This window comes from Betaproteobacteria bacterium (assembly GCA_016720925.1).
Lineage (GTDB): Bacteria > Pseudomonadota > Gammaproteobacteria > Burkholderiales > Usitatibacteraceae > UKL13-2.
Genome location: JADKJR010000036.1, coordinates 141770 through 158080, shown reverse-complemented (window position 1 = coordinate 158080; position 16311 = coordinate 141770). Strand labels below are relative to the sequence as shown.

General features: G+C 58.9%; 17 protein-coding genes. 3 read left to right on the top strand and 14 right to left on the bottom strand.

From position 1 onward, the window contains the following. Positions 1 to 56 precede the first annotated feature (56 nt). The gene (locus IPP88_23550) at positions 57 to 965 is read right to left on the bottom strand and encodes a LysR family transcriptional regulator (protein MBL0125510.1); all 909 of its coding nucleotides are present in this window, start codon (positions 963 to 965) and stop codon (positions 57 to 59) included. Positions 966 to 1111: 146 nt separating this feature from the next. Here IPP88_23550 and IPP88_23545 point away from each other — a divergent pair, with 146 nt between their 5' ends. Beyond that, positions 1112 to 1354, top strand: a complete 243-nt coding sequence (locus IPP88_23545; protein MBL0125509.1) for a hypothetical protein — start codon at positions 1112 to 1114, stop codon at positions 1352 to 1354. A gap of 45 nt (positions 1355 to 1399) precedes the next feature. Here IPP88_23545 and IPP88_23540 read toward each other — a convergent pair whose 3' ends face one another. The 13 genes from IPP88_23540 to IPP88_23480 form a co-directional block, all read right to left on the bottom strand. Beyond that, on the bottom strand, positions 1400 to 2176 hold the full coding sequence (locus IPP88_23540; protein MBL0125508.1) for a ParA family protein: 777 nt from the start codon (positions 2174 to 2176) through the stop codon (positions 1400 to 1402). Positions 2177 to 2418: 242 nt separating this feature from the next. Further along, on the bottom strand, positions 2419 to 3270 hold the full coding sequence (gene ugpQ, locus IPP88_23535) for a glycerophosphodiester phosphodiesterase (GenBank protein MBL0125507.1): 852 nt from the start codon (positions 3268 to 3270) through the stop codon (positions 2419 to 2421). A 9-nt stretch (positions 3271 to 3279) separates the two neighbouring features. After that, on the bottom strand, positions 3280 to 3780 hold the full coding sequence (locus IPP88_23530; protein ID MBL0125506.1) for a phosphatidylglycerophosphatase A: 501 nt from the start codon (positions 3778 to 3780) through the stop codon (positions 3280 to 3282). Further along, the gene (thiL, locus tag IPP88_23525; GenBank protein ID MBL0125505.1) at positions 3777 to 4745 is read right to left on the bottom strand and encodes a thiamine-phosphate kinase; all 969 of its coding nucleotides are present in this window, start codon (positions 4743 to 4745) and stop codon (positions 3777 to 3779) included. The genes IPP88_23530 and thiL overlap by 4 nt, the downstream gene beginning before the upstream one ends. An 18-nt stretch (positions 4746 to 4763) precedes the next feature. Next, on the bottom strand, positions 4764 to 5312 hold the full coding sequence (nusB, locus tag IPP88_23520; protein MBL0125504.1) for a transcription antitermination factor NusB: 549 nt from the start codon (positions 5310 to 5312) through the stop codon (positions 4764 to 4766). After that, positions 5309 to 5782, bottom strand: coding sequence for a 6,7-dimethyl-8-ribityllumazine synthase (locus IPP88_23515; GenBank protein MBL0125503.1), 474 nt, complete (start codon positions 5780 to 5782; stop codon positions 5309 to 5311). The genes nusB and IPP88_23515 overlap by 4 nt, the downstream gene beginning before the upstream one ends. Continuing rightward, positions 5779 to 6897, bottom strand: a complete 1119-nt coding sequence (ribB, locus tag IPP88_23510) for a 3,4-dihydroxy-2-butanone-4-phosphate synthase (GenBank protein MBL0125502.1) — start codon at positions 6895 to 6897, stop codon at positions 5779 to 5781. The genes IPP88_23515 and ribB overlap by 4 nt, the downstream gene beginning before the upstream one ends. Positions 6898 to 7301: 404 nt before the next feature. Then, positions 7302 to 7919 carry a riboflavin synthase gene (locus tag IPP88_23505; GenBank protein MBL0125501.1) on the bottom strand — a complete coding sequence of 206 codons (618 nt, stop codon included), beginning with the start codon at positions 7917 to 7919 and terminating at the stop codon, positions 7302 to 7304. A gap of 2 nt (positions 7920 to 7921) precedes the next feature. Beyond that, entirely contained in the window at positions 7922 to 8998 is a 1077-nt protein-coding gene (gene ribD / locus IPP88_23500) for a bifunctional diaminohydroxyphosphoribosylaminopyrimidine deaminase/5-amino-6-(5-phosphoribosylamino)uracil reductase RibD (protein MBL0125500.1), read from the bottom strand. 93 nt (positions 8999 to 9091) lie between these two features. Next, positions 9092 to 9544, bottom strand: a complete 453-nt coding sequence (gene nrdR, locus IPP88_23495; protein ID MBL0125499.1) for a transcriptional repressor NrdR — start codon at positions 9542 to 9544, stop codon at positions 9092 to 9094. 33 nt (positions 9545 to 9577) lie between these two features. Continuing rightward, positions 9578 to 10846: a serine hydroxymethyltransferase gene (locus tag IPP88_23490; protein MBL0125498.1), complete on the bottom strand. Its 1269-nt coding sequence runs from the start codon at positions 10844 to 10846 to the stop codon at positions 9578 to 9580. Between the two features lie 124 nt (positions 10847 to 10970). Further along, positions 10971 to 11525 carry a hypothetical protein gene (locus IPP88_23485; protein ID MBL0125497.1) on the bottom strand — a complete coding sequence of 185 codons (555 nt, stop codon included), beginning with the start codon at positions 11523 to 11525 and terminating at the stop codon, positions 10971 to 10973. 72 nt (positions 11526 to 11597) lie between these two features. Next, positions 11598 to 11984, bottom strand: coding sequence for a hypothetical protein (locus IPP88_23480; protein MBL0125496.1), 387 nt, complete (start codon positions 11982 to 11984; stop codon positions 11598 to 11600). 380 nt (positions 11985 to 12364) lie between these two features. Here IPP88_23480 and IPP88_23475 point away from each other — a divergent pair, with 380 nt between their 5' ends. Together IPP88_23475 and IPP88_23470 are read left to right on the top strand one after the other, a co-directional pair. Further along, positions 12365 to 15358, top strand: a complete 2994-nt coding sequence (locus IPP88_23475; protein MBL0125495.1) for a DUF2135 domain-containing protein — start codon at positions 12365 to 12367, stop codon at positions 15356 to 15358. An 87-nt stretch (positions 15359 to 15445) separates the two neighbouring features. After that, positions 15446 to 16297, top strand: coding sequence for a hypothetical protein (locus IPP88_23470; GenBank protein ID MBL0125494.1), 852 nt, complete (start codon positions 15446 to 15448; stop codon positions 16295 to 16297). The last annotated feature ends 14 nt before the right edge of the window (positions 16298 to 16311 follow it).

Sequence of the window (16311 nt, the reverse complement as noted above, 5' to 3'; positions counted from 1 at the left end):
ATTTCGAACGCGCTGCCTCGCCCCTTCCGCATCTCTACCAATACCGCGCGCCACTGTTACTTCGGCGCCTTCAACAATCCGGCGGGAATCTGTTTGACCATCGGCACCAGCAAGTGCAGAAACGCCGTCAACGCCGAGGTACGCCGCCAGACCATGGCGATACGGCGATGCGGCGCCGGTTCGGCGAAGGGAATCAGCGAGACATTGGGCGACGGTGGCGACGGTGCGTGCACTGATAGCGCCGGCATCAAGGTCAATCCCACGTTGGCGCTAACCATGTGCCGCAAGGTTTCGAGGCTGGTGGCGCGAAATCCCGCGCGCTCGCCGGCGCCAGCCATTTGGCATACTTCCAGCGCCTGATCGCGCAGACAGTGACCATCATCGAGTAGCAGCAGACTTTCATTCGCCAGATCGGCCAGCTTGACGCGCTTCGCTTTGGCCAGGCGGTGCTGTTTATTCAGTGCCAGCACGAAGGTTTCCTCGAACAGGAATTCCGCATGCAGCGAATCATCGTGAATCGGCAACGCCAGCACGGCGGCATCGAGTTCACCGTCGTGCAATTTTCTCAGAAGCACTTCTGTTTTTTCTTCGACAAGAATCAGTTCCAGTTTCGGGAAACGCTTGACGATATTCGGCACGATATGTGGCAACAGGTAGGGTCCGAGCGTTGGAAAGATGCCGAGGCGCACTGCGCCGGATTCGGGATCCTTGGCGCGTCGCGCAATCGCCTTGATCTCGTCGGTTTCACGCAGGATCACGCGCGCCCTCGCCACGACGGCCTCGCCGACTTCCGTCAGCATCACGTTGCGCGGATTGCGCTCTACCAGCGCCATGCCGATTTCGTCTTCAAACTTCTTGAGCTGTGTCGACAACGTCGGCTGGGACACGAAGCTCGCCTCCGCTGCACGTCCAAAGTGTTTGTGATCCGCCAGCGCCACCAGGTAGCGTAGATCGCGTAAGTTCATGAGGACCCCAGGAGAAAACAGGCAATTGAAAACCGTTATGGAACTGATGATAGCAATTCGTTGGCTATATGGGGACGCCGGCGCGGATTCTTGTCATCGGGCCCATCGCCCGCGCCGGCGTTGTTGGGTTGCCAGGTACGCGAAAAATGAATTCAGGCTACACTTCGCGCATGCAAAAATTCGGCTTTCGCATCCAGACGAGTTCGGGAATGACCGTGGAAAACCTGGTCATTCAAGGCATCGACCAATCACAGGCCGAGGGCAAGCTCAAACAGATGTATCACCGCTGCACGATTCTTGAATGCCGGGTGATGGATGACCTGCCTCGCGGCGATGGAACCGATCTGGAGGGAGCAATCTCGCTGATTGTGGGTCGGGACAAGCCCTGATTGTTGTTATTCCTGCCGCAACAGGAAAACCGGGCAAGCAGGCAGTCAGGCCGCCAACGCCAGAAAATCGTTGGCCTTTAGCTCTTCATAGAGCGCCTGATAATCCTGGGCGCCCCGGCTGTCCGGTGCGTGCTCGAAGACGTCGGTCTCGGCATAGGGACTTTCCGCGATCGACACACTCTCCCCGACGCGCGTCTCACACACATCCGCACCGAAACGTTCGCGGAATGTCTTATCGATATCCCAAGACATCTTGCGACGCGAATCGAAGCGTGTAATCACGTAGCGCCGCTCGATACGCTTCTTCAGCACCGGCCCGAGTGCATTCAAGGTTTTCTCAACCTGTAGCGCGCCCTTCGCGGCGAGGTAGTCGGCCGACACCGGCACCAGGACTTTGTCCGCCGCAAATATCGCCGATAGCGACAGCACTCCCAACAGTGGGCAACAATCGATGATGACGGGACGAACGCCGTTCAGTTTCTCGCGTATCAACGCGAGCTTCAGGCGATTCAGGACGTTCGGGCCCTTGCCGAATTGCGTATCGACCTTCGCCAACTCCAGGTGCGCCGAAATCAGGCTCCAGTTGCGTTCGGTCTGACGCACCAGATCGGTCAGTGGTTTGTTGTCGCGATAGAACGCGTAGATGCTGGCATCGCTCGTCGCGACATTGAGTCCGCTGAGACTGGAAAGATGCGCCTGTGGATCAAGATCGATCACCAACGGCGCTTCGCCGGCCCGCGCAAGCGCGGCAGCAGCCAGATTGAGCGCGGTGGTGGTTTTGCCCACACCGCCCTTTTGATTGAAGACCGTGATACGAGGCATGATTATCGCTGACCAAATGGTGGAGAACCCACCGCCGAGTGTGCCAACACGAGATACCAACTATTATTGGTGACAAAATTATCACTAAATCATGGATTTAGCAATGCTTTCTCATGTGCGAGCGCAAAAATATCCCGTAACTTCCAGAAATACACTATGCCATGCGCCAAAAAATGGGCGCCCAAGCAAGGCGCCTGATCGTTCCTTGTGTGCCTTATTCGCGGCGCGTGCGCGGCGATCCCCTACGGCATCGGCGGCACCACCGACTGCCAGTCGATATCGAGTTCGACCGGGTCACTCACCGGCTTGCCTGCGTCATTCAGTTGATGGGCAAATTTCTTCGCCATCAATTCGAGTTGATCGGTGAATATCCCGTCGACACCCAGCGCCAGTAACTCGATAACACGACCGGGCTCATTGACCGTATAAGTCATGACGCGATAACCGTGGCCATGAAACAGCCGGACCAGATCAGCTGTGATGTGCTCATGATGACAGTGCAGCGACACGCAACCCAGGCTCTCAAGCAAGGGCAAATGTTCCGCGCAGGGAATTTTCACCAGCAAACCCATTGGCAGTTGCGGCGCAACCGCGCGTGCGGCTTTCAATGCATCCACACTGAAGGATGAAACCAGTGGCTTCACAAAACGATCTTGCCAAAACTCAACGCACAATTCCGCGACCATTTTTCCGGTTTCCGCTTCTCGTCCTTCGCAGGGCTTGATCTCGACATTGGCCATCAGCCCGAGTCCGTGAAGGTATTTGGCCACGGCCGAAAACCGCGGAACCCGCTCGCCGCGAAATGCCTCGCTGTGCCACGCACCCGCATCGAGCGATTCCAGTTCGGAGGCCACCATATCGGCCACCCGTCCCCGGCCATTGGTGGTGCGCTCGAGCGTGGAATCGTGCATCAGGATCGCCACCGAATCGCCACTCAACTTGACGTCGAACTCAACCGCCGCGTAGGAGTGTGCATGGCCGGTCTTGATCGCGGCAAGCGTATTCTCCGGCGCGTGAATACCGCCACCGCGATGCGCGAACAGTGTCGGGTACGGCCACACTTCTTTGTGTTCGTCACCAGAAAAAGTCTTCATTTCCTCACCTCAAAAAATCGAAATTGCCAAGGGTCGCAACAGCAATATCGCGCCGATTGCGTAACCCGCCGCCAGCACGTCATCGAACATCACGCCGAACCCGCCTTTGATGGTGCGATCGGCCCAATTGATTGGCCACGGTTTAAAGATATCAAACACCCGAAACAGCAAAAACGCAATCAGCCACCAGCCCATTGTGGCGGGCGTGAACGCGAGCACCAATAGGAACGCGGCGATCTCGTCGATGACAATGCCGCCGTGATCGGCAACACCGAGCGCGCGTCCCGCCACGCCAGATGACCAGACCCCCACCACGAAGACCAGCACCGCCGCCATCAACCCGGCGGCCATCCCCCCACCCGCGAGCCGTACCAGCGCGAAAATCGGAAACGCCGCCAGCGTTCCCCACGTCCCTGGCGCTTTGGGCATCAATCCCGTGCCGAAGCCGAATGCCAGCAGGTGCGCCAGATGACTCAACAAAAATTTGTTGTCGGGCCGCAACTGCTTCATGCGCGTCCTGCCGCGAAATGATCAAAGCCGGACACGGGAATACTCATGAGTGCCCCACGCTCATCGCGCACGGCAACACTTGGTATACCGGCGAGCATTTTCCCGATTCGCGTCAGTGCGATGCCAGTTGTCGCGGCGATGGCTTCAACAGCGGTTCGATTGTTTTCACTCGCGGTAAAACAAAGTTCGTAATCGTCGCCGCCCGCGAGCGCGCAAGGTATTCGCAGTTCCGGACCCACCGACAGCAATGTGGGCGAGAGTGGAACCGACGGCCAGTCCACCACCGCCGATAACCCGGACCGCTCGCAAATATGCGTGAGATCCGCAATGAGCCCGTCCGAAATGTCAATGGCGGAATGTGCCACTTCCACCAATGCGCAACCGAGCGCATTGCGCGGGATGGGGGTGTGTAGCCGCTCAAGCGCGCGCTCCAGCACGACGGGCTTCAACACGGTCGCGTTCTGCAAATGCCTGAGCGCGAGCGACGCGCCACCAAGCGACCCGGAGACCCAGATATCGTCGCCCGCTTGCGCACCGTCGCGCCGGAGCGCTTTGCCCGCCAGGACTTCGCCAAATACGGTCAAGGTCATCGCGAGGGGCCCGCGCGTGGTATCACCACCGATCAGTTCAACGCCACTCTCGTCAGCTAATTTGAAGAAGCCGCGCGAAAATGCCTCCAGCCACGCGCCATTAATCGCGGGCAGGGTCAGCGCCAGCGTCACATAGCGCGGCGCCGCACCCATCGCCGCCAGATCCGACAGGTTGACCGCCAGCGCTTTGTACCCCAGTTTGAAAGGATCGGCATCGGCTAAAAAATGCGTGCCGGAAACCAGCGTGTCGGTGGAGATGGCGAGTTCGCAACCGTCGGCGACGCGAATCACCGCACAATCATCACCCACGCCGAGCACCGCGCGCCGGACGGGACGAGTAAAATATTTTGCGATCAGGTCAAATTCGGGCGTCATGAGCGTTGCCCGGTGGATTCAAACCTTTGTCGTGGACTTGGTGGTCACCTTCGCGGGCACCTTTGCCACGCGACGCACTTTCGTCATCACCGTCGGCGTTTTCCGCGCGACGCGTGGTTTCACCGCCGTCTCAGGATTCTCCGCGCCATAGGCAATCTCGCCCGCGCGCACCTGCGCGGCCAGCTTGTCCAGCACGCCGTTCACATATTTATGACCATCGGTACCGCCGAATGATTTGGCGAGCTCAATGGCCTCATTAATAATCACGCGATACGGCGTATCGGCCATCGCACTCAATTCGTGCGCGGCGATCAGTAACACGGCCCGCTCGATCGGACTGACTTCATTCCACACGCGATCAAGGCTCGGCGCCAGCTGTTCCTGGAGCGAATCGTGATGTTTGATCACGCCGCTGACCAGCAGCGAAAAAAGCTTCTCGTCGGCTTTTTCAAATCCTTCCGCGACGGCATACTGCTTTTCAATATCCGCCAGACTCTGCCCGGCAAGTTGCCATTGGTAGAGCGCCTGCAGCGCAAGTTCGCGCGAACGTCTGCGAGCACTTTTCATCGCGCCTCCGGATTCGATGACGCGATGGCCACAAGCGCATTGGCCATTTCGATGGCGGCATGCGCGCAATCGGCGCCTTTTTCGCTCACGCGGGCCTCCGCCTGCGCATCGCTCTCAACCGTCAGAATTCCGTTGGCAATGGGCACGCCCGTTTGCAACATCACATCCATCACGCCCCGGCAACTTTCGTTCGAGACGACTTCGAAATGATAAGTCTCGCCGCGGATAACGGCGCCGATGGCAATCAGCGCATCATATCGCCGGGTCAGCGCCATGGCCTGCAACGCAACCGGAATTTCCAGCGCGCCAGGAACGGAAACATGGCCGATGTTTGTGTCAGCAACGCCGCCTTCCCGCAATGCCTTGACACAAGCATCGAGCATTTTCACGACCACCGGCTCATTGAAACGGCTTTGCACAATGCCGATGCGCAGTCCGCGGCCGTCGGGATTTTTCTTGATCGAGTTCATACCGCTTTCAGTTTGCGTTCGTTGCTCGGCGGCACGTAGTCCACCACTTCCAGTTCAAAACCGGCCATCGAAGGAATTTTCTTTGGCCACGCCAGCACCCGCATCTTGTGCACATTCAGTTGCCGCAAGATCTGCGCGCCGATGCCGTACATGCGCGGATCCCACTTTGCCACGCGCGGCGGCTTGGCCGGATCCACGGACAAGCGCTCGATGATGGCTTCCGCGGTTTCGTGCCGGCGCAACAGCACGATCACGCCGGTGCCCTCGGTGGCAATGATGCGCATGGCTTCCGCGACGGAATAGGCGTGCTGGCCGTTGTCGAAATCAAACAGGTCAAGCGAGGTAAACGGCTCATGCACCCGCGTCAGCACCGGCACATCCGGCAGAATCTCGCCGCGCGTCAGCGCCAGGTGAACTTCGTTGACGGTTTTATCGTGGAAGGCATGCAACTGGAACGGGCCATACGGCGTTGCGATGGTTTTCTCCGACACGCGCTCGACCAGCGTTTCATTGATCGAGCGATAGCGGATCAGATCGGCGATGGTGCCCAATTTCAGGCCGTGCTGCGCGGCAAACACCAGCAGATCCGGCAGGCGCGCCATTTCGCCATCGTCTTTGATGACTTCACAAATCACCGCCGCCGGCGTGCGGCCGGCAAGCTTCGCAAGATCGCAGCCCGCTTCGGTGTGCCCCGCACGGACCAGCACGCCGCCCGGCTTGGCCATTACCGGAAAGATGTGGCCCGGCTGCACGAGGTCATCCGGCTTGGCATTTGCCGCCACCGCCAGTTGCACGGTGCGCGCGCGGTCTGCGGCCGATATGCCGGTCGTGACACCGCTGGCGGCTTCGATCGACATCGTAAATGCCGTACCGTGCGGCGTGCGATTGTCCAACACCATCAGCGGCAGATTGAGTTGGCGGCATCGGTCTTCTTCCAGCGTCAGGCACACCAATCCGCGCGCATGTCGTGCCATGAAATTAATGGCTTCAGGCGTCACAAAATCGGCCGCCATGACGAGATCGCCCTCGTTCTCGCGGTCTTCGGCATCGACTAGCACCACCATTTTTCCGAGGCGCAGGTCTTCGATGATTTCGTGGGTGGTGGCGATGTTCATGGATTGAGCGTTCATGATGTCATTATCTCTTGGTACAAAACGATGTATATCAAGCACTGGCGCGGCTTTCCGGCCTGAATGCCTTGGAGAAGCGCGCCAGCGCTATGGTTTGGCAAACCACTTTCACAACTGGCACAAATGTTGGCCAAGTGAGATTTTCTCACGGCGACAGCAGCCACGCGCGTTGGAAGGATATTTCATCGGTGGATGATGGCGCGTGGGGCTATTGCGGATTTGCGGCCGACTCCGTGCTTACGGAGCACGCCACGGCTGATCCACCGTCATTCCCGCGCAGGCGGGCATCTAATTTGCCCGAACTTGGATTCCCGCCTGCGCGGGAATGACGGTCTTTTGAGTGTCGTAGCTCAATTGGAGCGGAGCGATATTCCTACCTAAATGGCCAATCAAGCCTGCATCGGCGCCTGCGTCTGCAGCATCCGCTCCACATAGCGCGCCAGCTGATCGATTTCCAGATTGACCTTTGCTCCCTTGCGCAACAGCCGGATCGTCGTCACCTGATGGGTGTGCGGGATGATGTTGATTTCAAAAATCGCGCTGCCGTTCGCGGCATCGCTCACCGTGTTGACTGTCAGGGAAACACCATTGACCGTAATCGAGCCTTTACGCGCAACGAATTTCGCCAGGTCTTTCGGCGCTTCAATCTCCAGCCGCCAGGATGCGCCCAGATCATCCATCGCCGTCACCAGCCCGACGCCGTCGATATGCCCGCTAACCAGATGACCGCCAAGGCGATCGCCGAAGCGCAGCGACTTTTCCAGGTTCACTTCGCCGCCCTGCACCAGGCCCGTCGTCAGCGAGAGCGTTTCGTTGGACACGTCCACGGAAAACGTCTCCGGGCCTTTCGCCACCACCGTCAGGCAACAGCCGCCGACCGCGATCGAGTCACCGATCGCGACATTGTGCATTCCAAGGCGTGGCGCCTTGATGGTGAGTTGCGTATTGGCGGGCTTCACGTCCGCAGTTTCAATGATGCCGGTGGTTTCAATGATGCCGGTAAACATGATTAGTCTCTCAGTACTTGCGCGGTAATTCGCAAATCGGGCCCGATCTGCCGAATATCCACCATTTTCAATTTGGTGCGTTCATCCAGATTTTTCAACTCCTGCAACGCAAACAGCCCGCGCGCACTATCGCCAAAGATACTCGGCGCCACATACGCGATGATTTCATCGACCACGCCGGCGGACAAAAGCGACGCATTCAGTTTCGCGCCGGTTTCAACCATCACATGGTTAAGTCCACGCTGCGCGAGCTGTTCCATCATCTTCACCAGATCAACTTTGCCCTTCTTTGCCTCGACTGGTACCCGCATCACCTCGGCACCGATTGCCGCCAATTCACGTTCGCGATCGGGTTTGTTTGCGGCGGTTGCGATCAACACATTGCCGCCCTGCAAGATGCGCGCGGTGTTTACCACGTCAAGCCGGCTATCGAGCAGCACCCGCAGCGGCTGGCGTTCGCACGGTGCATCGCGCACGGTCAATTCAGGATCATCGGCGAGCAGCGTACCGATGCCCGTCATCACGGCACACGCTTCCGCGCGCAGTCGATGCACATCGCGCCGTGCGTCCGCGCTGGTGATCCATTTCGAGATGCCGTTGGCCAGCGCGGTTTTGCCATCGAGCGTGGCGGCAACTTTCAGCGTGAGCCAGGGGCGGCTCCGCGTCACTCGGGCCAGAAATGCCTTCAGACTGTGCGCGGCTTCCGCTTCCATCAATCCAATGTCGACCTGAATGCCGGCCGCGCGCAAACTGTCGTGGCCGGCGCCATCGACGCCGTCGAAAGGATCGTGCAGCGCCGACACCACGCGCGCGACTTTCGCCGCGATCAGCAAATCCGCACACGCCGGACCGCGCGAGCGCGCATGGCGCACACACGGCTCCAGCGTGGAATACACCGTTGACCCTTCCGGCGATTCGCTGCACGCCTCAAGCGCCATCGCCTCCGCATGCGGGCGGCCACCCTTTTGCGTGAAACCTTCGCCGATGATGCGACCGTGCTTGACGATAACGCAGCCGACAAAAGGATTCGGTGTCGCGATGCAACGGCCTCGCTCGGCGAGGCGCAATGCGCGCGACATCATGGCGTGGTCAATAGCGGAATACATCGTGTTGCGCGGGAAAATTGGAACCAGCATAGGCAAGTCGCGTGGTTCCCATGTTGAAATTTGCCTTCACTTCTTCGTCACTTCACGGATCGCGTCCTTGAATTCTTCGACATCCGAAAAGCTGCGATACACCGACGCGAACCGCACATAACCCACCTGATCGAGTTTGCGCAATTCTTCCATCACCATTTCGCCGATCTTGCGCGACGGTAATTCGCGCTTGGCTTCGTTCAGCACCGCCTGCTCGATACGCTCGATCGCGTCAACCACCTTGGCGGTTTCCACCGGGCGCTTGTGCAGCGCGCGATGAAAACTGGTCTCAAGCTTTGGCCGCGAAAAATCCTCGCGCTGGCCGTTGGATTTGACGATGGTCGGCATGCGTAGCTCGGCGTTTTCATAGGTGGTGAAGCGCTTGTGACACACCGTGCAGCGGCGGCGGCGGCGCACCACGTCACCCTCTTCCGAGACGCGCGAATCGATCACCTGGGTTTCTTGTGCGCTACAGAACGGACATTTCATTTTCTATTTTCCGTTTCGCGCCGCACTCAACAATCAGGCGCCGTAAACCGGGAAGCGTTTGGTCAGCGCGGAGACTTTTTCCCGCACCGCCGCGATATTGGCCTCATCGCGCGGATTATCCAGCACATCCGCAATCAGGTTGCCGGTGAGTTCGGCTTCGGCCTCCTTGAAACCGCGCGTCGTCATCGCGGGCGAGCCCAATCGGATGCCGCTGGTGACGAAAGGTTTTTCCGGATCGTGCGGAATCGCGTTCTTGTTGACCGTGATGTGCGCCAGTCCCAGTGCGGCTTCGGCTTCCTTGCCGTTGATGTGCTTCGCGCGCAGGTCCACCAGCATCACGTGCGATTCGGTGCGGCCGGAAACAATGCGCAGGCCGCGCTTGATCAGCGTCTTGGCCAGCACGTCGGCGTTCTTCGCCACTTGCTGCTGGTAAATCTTGAAGCTGGGATCGAGTGCTTCCTTGAACGCCACGGCCTTGCCGGCGATAACATGCATCAGCGGCCCGCCCTGGATACCGGGGAAAATCGCCGAGTTGATAACCTTCTCCAGCTCGGCCTTCATGAGGATGAAACCGCCACGCGGCCCGCGCAGCGACTTGTGCGTGGTCGAGGTCACGACATCCGCGTGCGGAATCGGGTTCGGATAGACACCGGCCGCGATCAGCCCGGCGTAATGCGCCATGTCGACCATGAAATACGCGCCGACTTCCTTGGCGATTTTCGCGAAGCGCTCAAAATCGATTCGTAGCGCGTAGGCCGACGCGCCGGCCAGAATCAGCTTGGGCTTCGATTCCCGCGCGAGGCGCTCGACTTCGTCGTAATCGATTTCTTCCTTGTCATTGAGCCCGTAGCTGACGATGTTGAACCACTTGCCGCTCATGTTTACCGGCGAACCGTGGGTCAGGTGCCCGCCCATGGCGAGGCTCATGCCGAGGATGGTATCGCCCGGTTTCAGCAACGCGAAATACACCGCCTGATTGGCCTGCGAACCGGAATTGGCCTGCACGTTGGCCGCGTAGCCATGCACATCGGCGCCGAACAATTTCCTCACGCGATCGATCGCCAGCGTCTCGACCATATCGACAAATTCACAGCCGCCGTAATAGCGCTTGCCCGGATAGCCCTCGGCGTACTTGTTGGTCAGTTGCGAACCTTGCGCTTGCATCACCGCCGGGCTGGTGTAATTTTCCGAGGCAATCAGCTCGATGTGCTCTTCCTGGCGGCGATTCTCCTTCTGGATCGCGGCAAACACTTCGGGATCGACGGTGGCGACGGTTTGGGAAAAATGGAAGGTATCGGGCATGACGGGCTCAGTGGTGAAATGGCGGAGGAGCGGCGCGCCGAAAGGACATCGCGCCAGGTGACAGGATTTGGGCAAATTTTATCATGCCACCGCTGTATCTAGGGCTGGGCGCCAAGGGGGAGCACTACGGGTTGGTTTGGTGGGAGGTGGCGTTGAACGGTAAAACACGAGTATTGGTGCGGTGTTTCAGGCGTTTTGGCCGGGAAACCGCACCAGTGCTCGTCGACACGACTCTGTGCTCAGCCAAAGCTACCGACAAAACTTCGAATTGAGCATTTATCTGACACTTCAACAAATGCACTTCCCTTCGCCTCAAGCCTACACCCAGTCTGCCTTTGCCGAATATGAAAGAGTCGATGGGCGGCCCATCGTAGACCTTTATGCGCCCAGACCAGAGCCCCACTTTGCTGACGTTTTCTGAATATCGAAAGTGAAAATTGCCTTTGCCGCGTAGATTGAACTCGAATCGCAAAGGAGACGACAAGGACAAGGATGAATCGGAAATTATTGCCCCCGATTCTTCAATCTGCGAATCGCGAACACTCAATTTGTTGCCATCTCTTTGAACAAAGCCAACGGTGACTTTTGTCTTGCATTCCCATGAATTGTCGCGAAACGCGTAAAGGCCTGCGGGCAGGCCAAACGCGCAAACGCAAACCAGCATGAATAATGTTTTCACGTGTAGTTACCACACGAGCAAGTCGCCGGGTTCAACCTGCCCGCTTGATGCTGGAACCCCAATTCGCGCCGGCTATTTGTTGTTTTTGTTTTGAATAACAACAGTATTCTTATCGCCATCCACATTCAGCGTCTGTTCCTTGTTGACGCCGCTCTGGTTCTGAATCACTTTGCCGGCGCCTTTCGCGTTCATGACCTGTGTGTTGTCCGAGCCGCTTTGATTCTGTGAGGCCGTGCCGGAGCCGCTGGCGTTCATTCTTTGTTCATTCCCGGTGCCGCTCTGATTTTGCGACTTGTCGCCGCTGCCGCCGATGTTCATTTCCTGCTTGTTCCCGGTGCCGCTCTGGTTCTGCGAGTAGCTGCCGCCGGTCGATCCGTTGACGTTCATGGTCTGTTGATTGCCCATTTTGTCGCAGCCGGCTGCGGCCAGTAGTGCAGTCATGATAAAGATGGTTTTCATGTGGTCTCCTTGTTTCGCAGTGGGTGAAGGGTGTGGCTTCCTGAGTCTCTAAATCTGACATGCCGTCGTCCCAGCGAAGGCCGGGGCCCCGTCCCATCCAAGCTCTTAAAGATATGAATGGACTGGATTCCAGCCCAGCGCGGCCCTTGTGGCCATTCGCTGGGATGACGGGGTTTTGAGGCGCTCCAATCATCAAACTCTAGAACTGGTGCGGCTTTCAAGCCACTTTCGGCCTGAAAGCCGCACCCATGCTTGTGTTTGGCATTTCAGTTAATCTGGCATGTCCCTGCAAGCACTTTACGCCCTTTTTTAAGCCCCGTTTAACCCTTTCCCCCGCGCTCGCCGTTCAACGCTGCATATCCCCCAACAAGGAGCGCATCGTGAACTGCCCCAAGTTACTCATCAACGCAACCATCGCCGCCGTCGGTCTCATCGCATCCATTGCCAGTTTTGCCAAGTCGCCTCCGGTGCAAATCTGGCAACCGCCGCGCCTGGTCATTTCTTCTCCGGTCAATTCCGCCGTGCAGGTGCAATCCGTCAGGCTGACAGGCGAAGTCCGTGGCCGCCATGCGTGGACGGAAATCGACATGACGTTTTACAACCCCAACCGACGCGTGCTGGAAGGCGAGTTGCAATTCCCCCTGCTCGATGGCCAGCGCATCGCCGGTTTCGCGATGGACGTGAATGGCGTGCTGCGCGATGCCGTGCCGGTCGAGAAAACCAAGGGCCAGGCGGTATTTGAAGACGTGATTCGCGGCAATATCGACCCCGGTTTGCTGGAAGTCACGCAGGGCAATAATTTCAAGTTGCGGGTGTATCCGATTCCCGCGCAGGGCGTGAAACGCGTGGTGCTGCGCATTGCGGAAACGCTGGTACGGCAGGGCAATCGCAACGTCTATCGCCTGCCGCTTGGGTTCGGCGATCGCATCGGCAATCTGGCGGTCGATGTGCGGATTGCCGATACGGGTGGCAAGCCGCTGGTTACCACTCGCGCGCTGGGCAGCCTCGTCCTCGTACCGGAAGGCGACAGCTATCGGTTGCGACTCAATCAAAGCGACTTTGCCACCGAGGCCACACCGACGCTGGACATCACCATGCTGGCGACCACGGGGCCGGTCACGTACTCGCAGAATTTCGAAGGCCGCACCTATTTCATAGCCGATGTGCCGGTTCCGTCGACCGAGGCTGCGCGCGACATTCCCAAAACCGTTGGACTCGTCTGGGATAGTTCCGGCAGCGGCGCCACGCGCGATCACGGCCGCGAATTTGCGCTGCTCGACGCGTACTTCAACAAGATGCGCAACGGCGAAATCCGCCTGACGCGCATTCGCCACGACGCCGAGCCGGTGCAGGTGTTCCGTATCGTCGATGGCAACTGGAAGGCGCTGCGCGATGCGCTCAATGCCACCGCGTATGACGGCGCCACCAACCTCGGCGCTTTCGTGCCCGAGGCTAAAGTGCAGGAATACCTGCTGTTCAGCGATGGCCTGAACAATTTCGGTGATGCGCCTTTTGCCAAGGTCGAGGTGCCGCTGTTTTCAATTTCAGCGGCAGCGAAATCCGATACCACGTTTCTTCGCGCCATCGCGCATCGACATGGCGGACGGTTCATCGACCTCACGCTCGATTCCAACGCCGACGCGGCACGCAAACTGCTGACCCGCGGCACATACGTGACGCATGTAACGTCGAACGGTGCGTCGCAACTGGTATTGTCCGGCCCCTATCCGCAGGCCGGGCGCGTGTTGCTGGGTGGTGTGCTGAATGAAAACGAGGCGCAGGTGCGAATCACACTGGCGAATGCCGGCGGCAAATCGTCCGTCCTGGTTGTGCCGGTAAAAGCGGACGACAATGCAGCAGGTCACGCGAATTCAATGGCCGCCGCGCAGTGGGCGCAGTTGCGTGTGACCGAACTGGAAGGGGAATATGAATTCAATCGCGCCGAAATTCGCCGGCTGGGCCAGCGCTTCAAACTGGTGACGCGCGAAACTTCGCTCATCATCCTCGACCGCATTGAAGATTACGCGCGCTTTGAAATCGTGCCGCCGCCTGAATTGCGCGCCGACTATGAACGCGTGAGCACCGCTATCGCCCAGCAACGCCGCGGCGAGCGCAAGGCCCACCTCGACAACATCGTTCGACTCTTCGAGGAAAAGGTGCGCTGGTGGAATCGCGATTTCCCGAAAGATTCATCGCTCAAGAAAGAAGCAAAGATCGCGTTTACCGATGCAGTTTCCGCAGTAACTGGCGCGGTGATGGAGCGGCGTGCGGAGTCGAGTGCTGATCGCGCCGATGCGGGCGCGCCACGCAGAACGGCGCAGGAATCCGCGAGCAACGTGGCACCGGCGGCCGCGGCGCCACCGCCGTCGCCGCTGCCAGCATCGCCGGTTGTCAGGGCAAAAGCGATGGGGCTGCAAAATGGATCGGGTGCAGCGCCATCCGCCGATGCCGCAGTCAACGCAACTGTTGCGACCATTCGCCTGCAAAAGTGGCAAGCCGATGCACCCTACGCGACGCGCATGCGCAACGCAACGGCTTCCGATCTTTACCGTGTCTATTTGGACGAAAAGCCCGGCTACGCCAACAGCACCGCGTTCTTCCTCGACGCCGCCGACGTGTTCTTCGACAAGGGTATGCCTGATCTCGGCACGCGTGTACTGACCAATCTGGCCGAGATGGACCTGGAGAATCGTCACATCCTGCGAATCCTCGGCTATCGCCTGATGCAGGCGAAGCAGCCCGCACTGGCGATCCCGGTATTCAAGAAAGTACTCGCGCTGAGCCCGGAAGAACCACAGTCCTACCGCGACCTGGGCCTCGCCTACGCCGCCGACAAGCAACCGCAGAAGGCCATCGATTCGCTCCATGAAGTCGTCATCCGACCGTGGCATGGCCGCTTCCCGGAAATCGAATTGATCACGCTTGCGGAACTGAATTCGATCATCGCGACCGCGCAGACGCCGGTGGACACCAGCCGCATCGATGCTCGCCTGCTGAAGAATTTGCCGCTCGATCTGCGCGCCGTGCTGACCTGGGATGCTGACAACACCGACATTGATCTGTGGGTCACCGACCCGAATGGCGACAAGGCGTACTACGGACACCGGCTCACCTATCAGGGGGGTCGCATGTCGATGGACTTCACGGGCGGGTACGGGCCGGAAGAGTTTTCGCTGAAGGCGGCCAAGCCCGGCAAGTACAAAGTCGAGGCGAATTACTTCGGCGATCGCCGGCAGAACGTGACGGGAGCGACGACGTTGTCACTCAAGCTTTCCACGCACTTCGGCGCCAGCAATCAGCAGGATCAGATCGTGACGATGCGATTGAAGGACAAGCGCGAGGTGGTCTTTGTGGGGGAGTTTGAGGTGAAGTGAGCTGTTTCACATGCCACACAACTTACACGTAGTCCTTCCCCCTTTGAAAAGGGGGAGCAATGAATAGTGCGACAGCCAGACAACCAAATGTGGAAAGGAACCATCATGAAACACAAACTCATATTCACCATTGCAATCGCGCTGGCTTCCAGCAACGCCTTTGCCATCGGCCGCCTCGCCAGCGTCGATCTCTACGACCGCACCGAGAATCGCAACCTGCCCATTTACTGGCACCAGGGAAGGGCCTACGTCGTCGGCGCGCCCGGTAACGAATACCAGATCACCGTGCGCAACATGGCCGGCCAGGATGTGCTGGCGGTGGTCTCGGTGGATGGCGTCAATGTCGTCAGCGGCGAGACCGCTTCCACGCAACAAGGTGGTTACGTTATCGATCGCTGGCAGCAGATGGATATCGCCGGCTGGCGCAAAAGTCTTTCGCGAACGGCGGCGTTCTATTTCACGTCCTTGGGAGATTCCTATGCGGCGCGCACCGGGCGCCCGAACCATGTCGGCGTGATTGGCGCGGCATTGTATCGACGCAAACCCGATGCGATTTCATACGCACCGTGGCCGCGTGCACCGTGGACGTCCGGTTCATCCGGGCGTGAGCGCGGGGATGGCGACGAACGTGCGGAAGCACCAGCCCAGTCGGCGTCACCGCGCGCCATGGAAAAATCACTCGCAGACCGCCCCGCAGAAAGTCAGTCAGGTGCATTCACGGACAAACTGGCGGACCGATTAGGTACCGGCCACGGCCGAAGTGAGACTTCCCCCGCCCGCTATACCAGTTTCGAACGTGCAACGTCGCAGCCTGAAGAAGTCGTTAGCATCTATTACGACAGCTACGCCAATCTGGTGGCGCGCGGCGTAATTCCCTCGCACACGTGGCGTGAGCCGCAGGCATTCCCCGACCGCTTCGTCCCCGATCCCCCGCGTTGACACGAACATCGTCA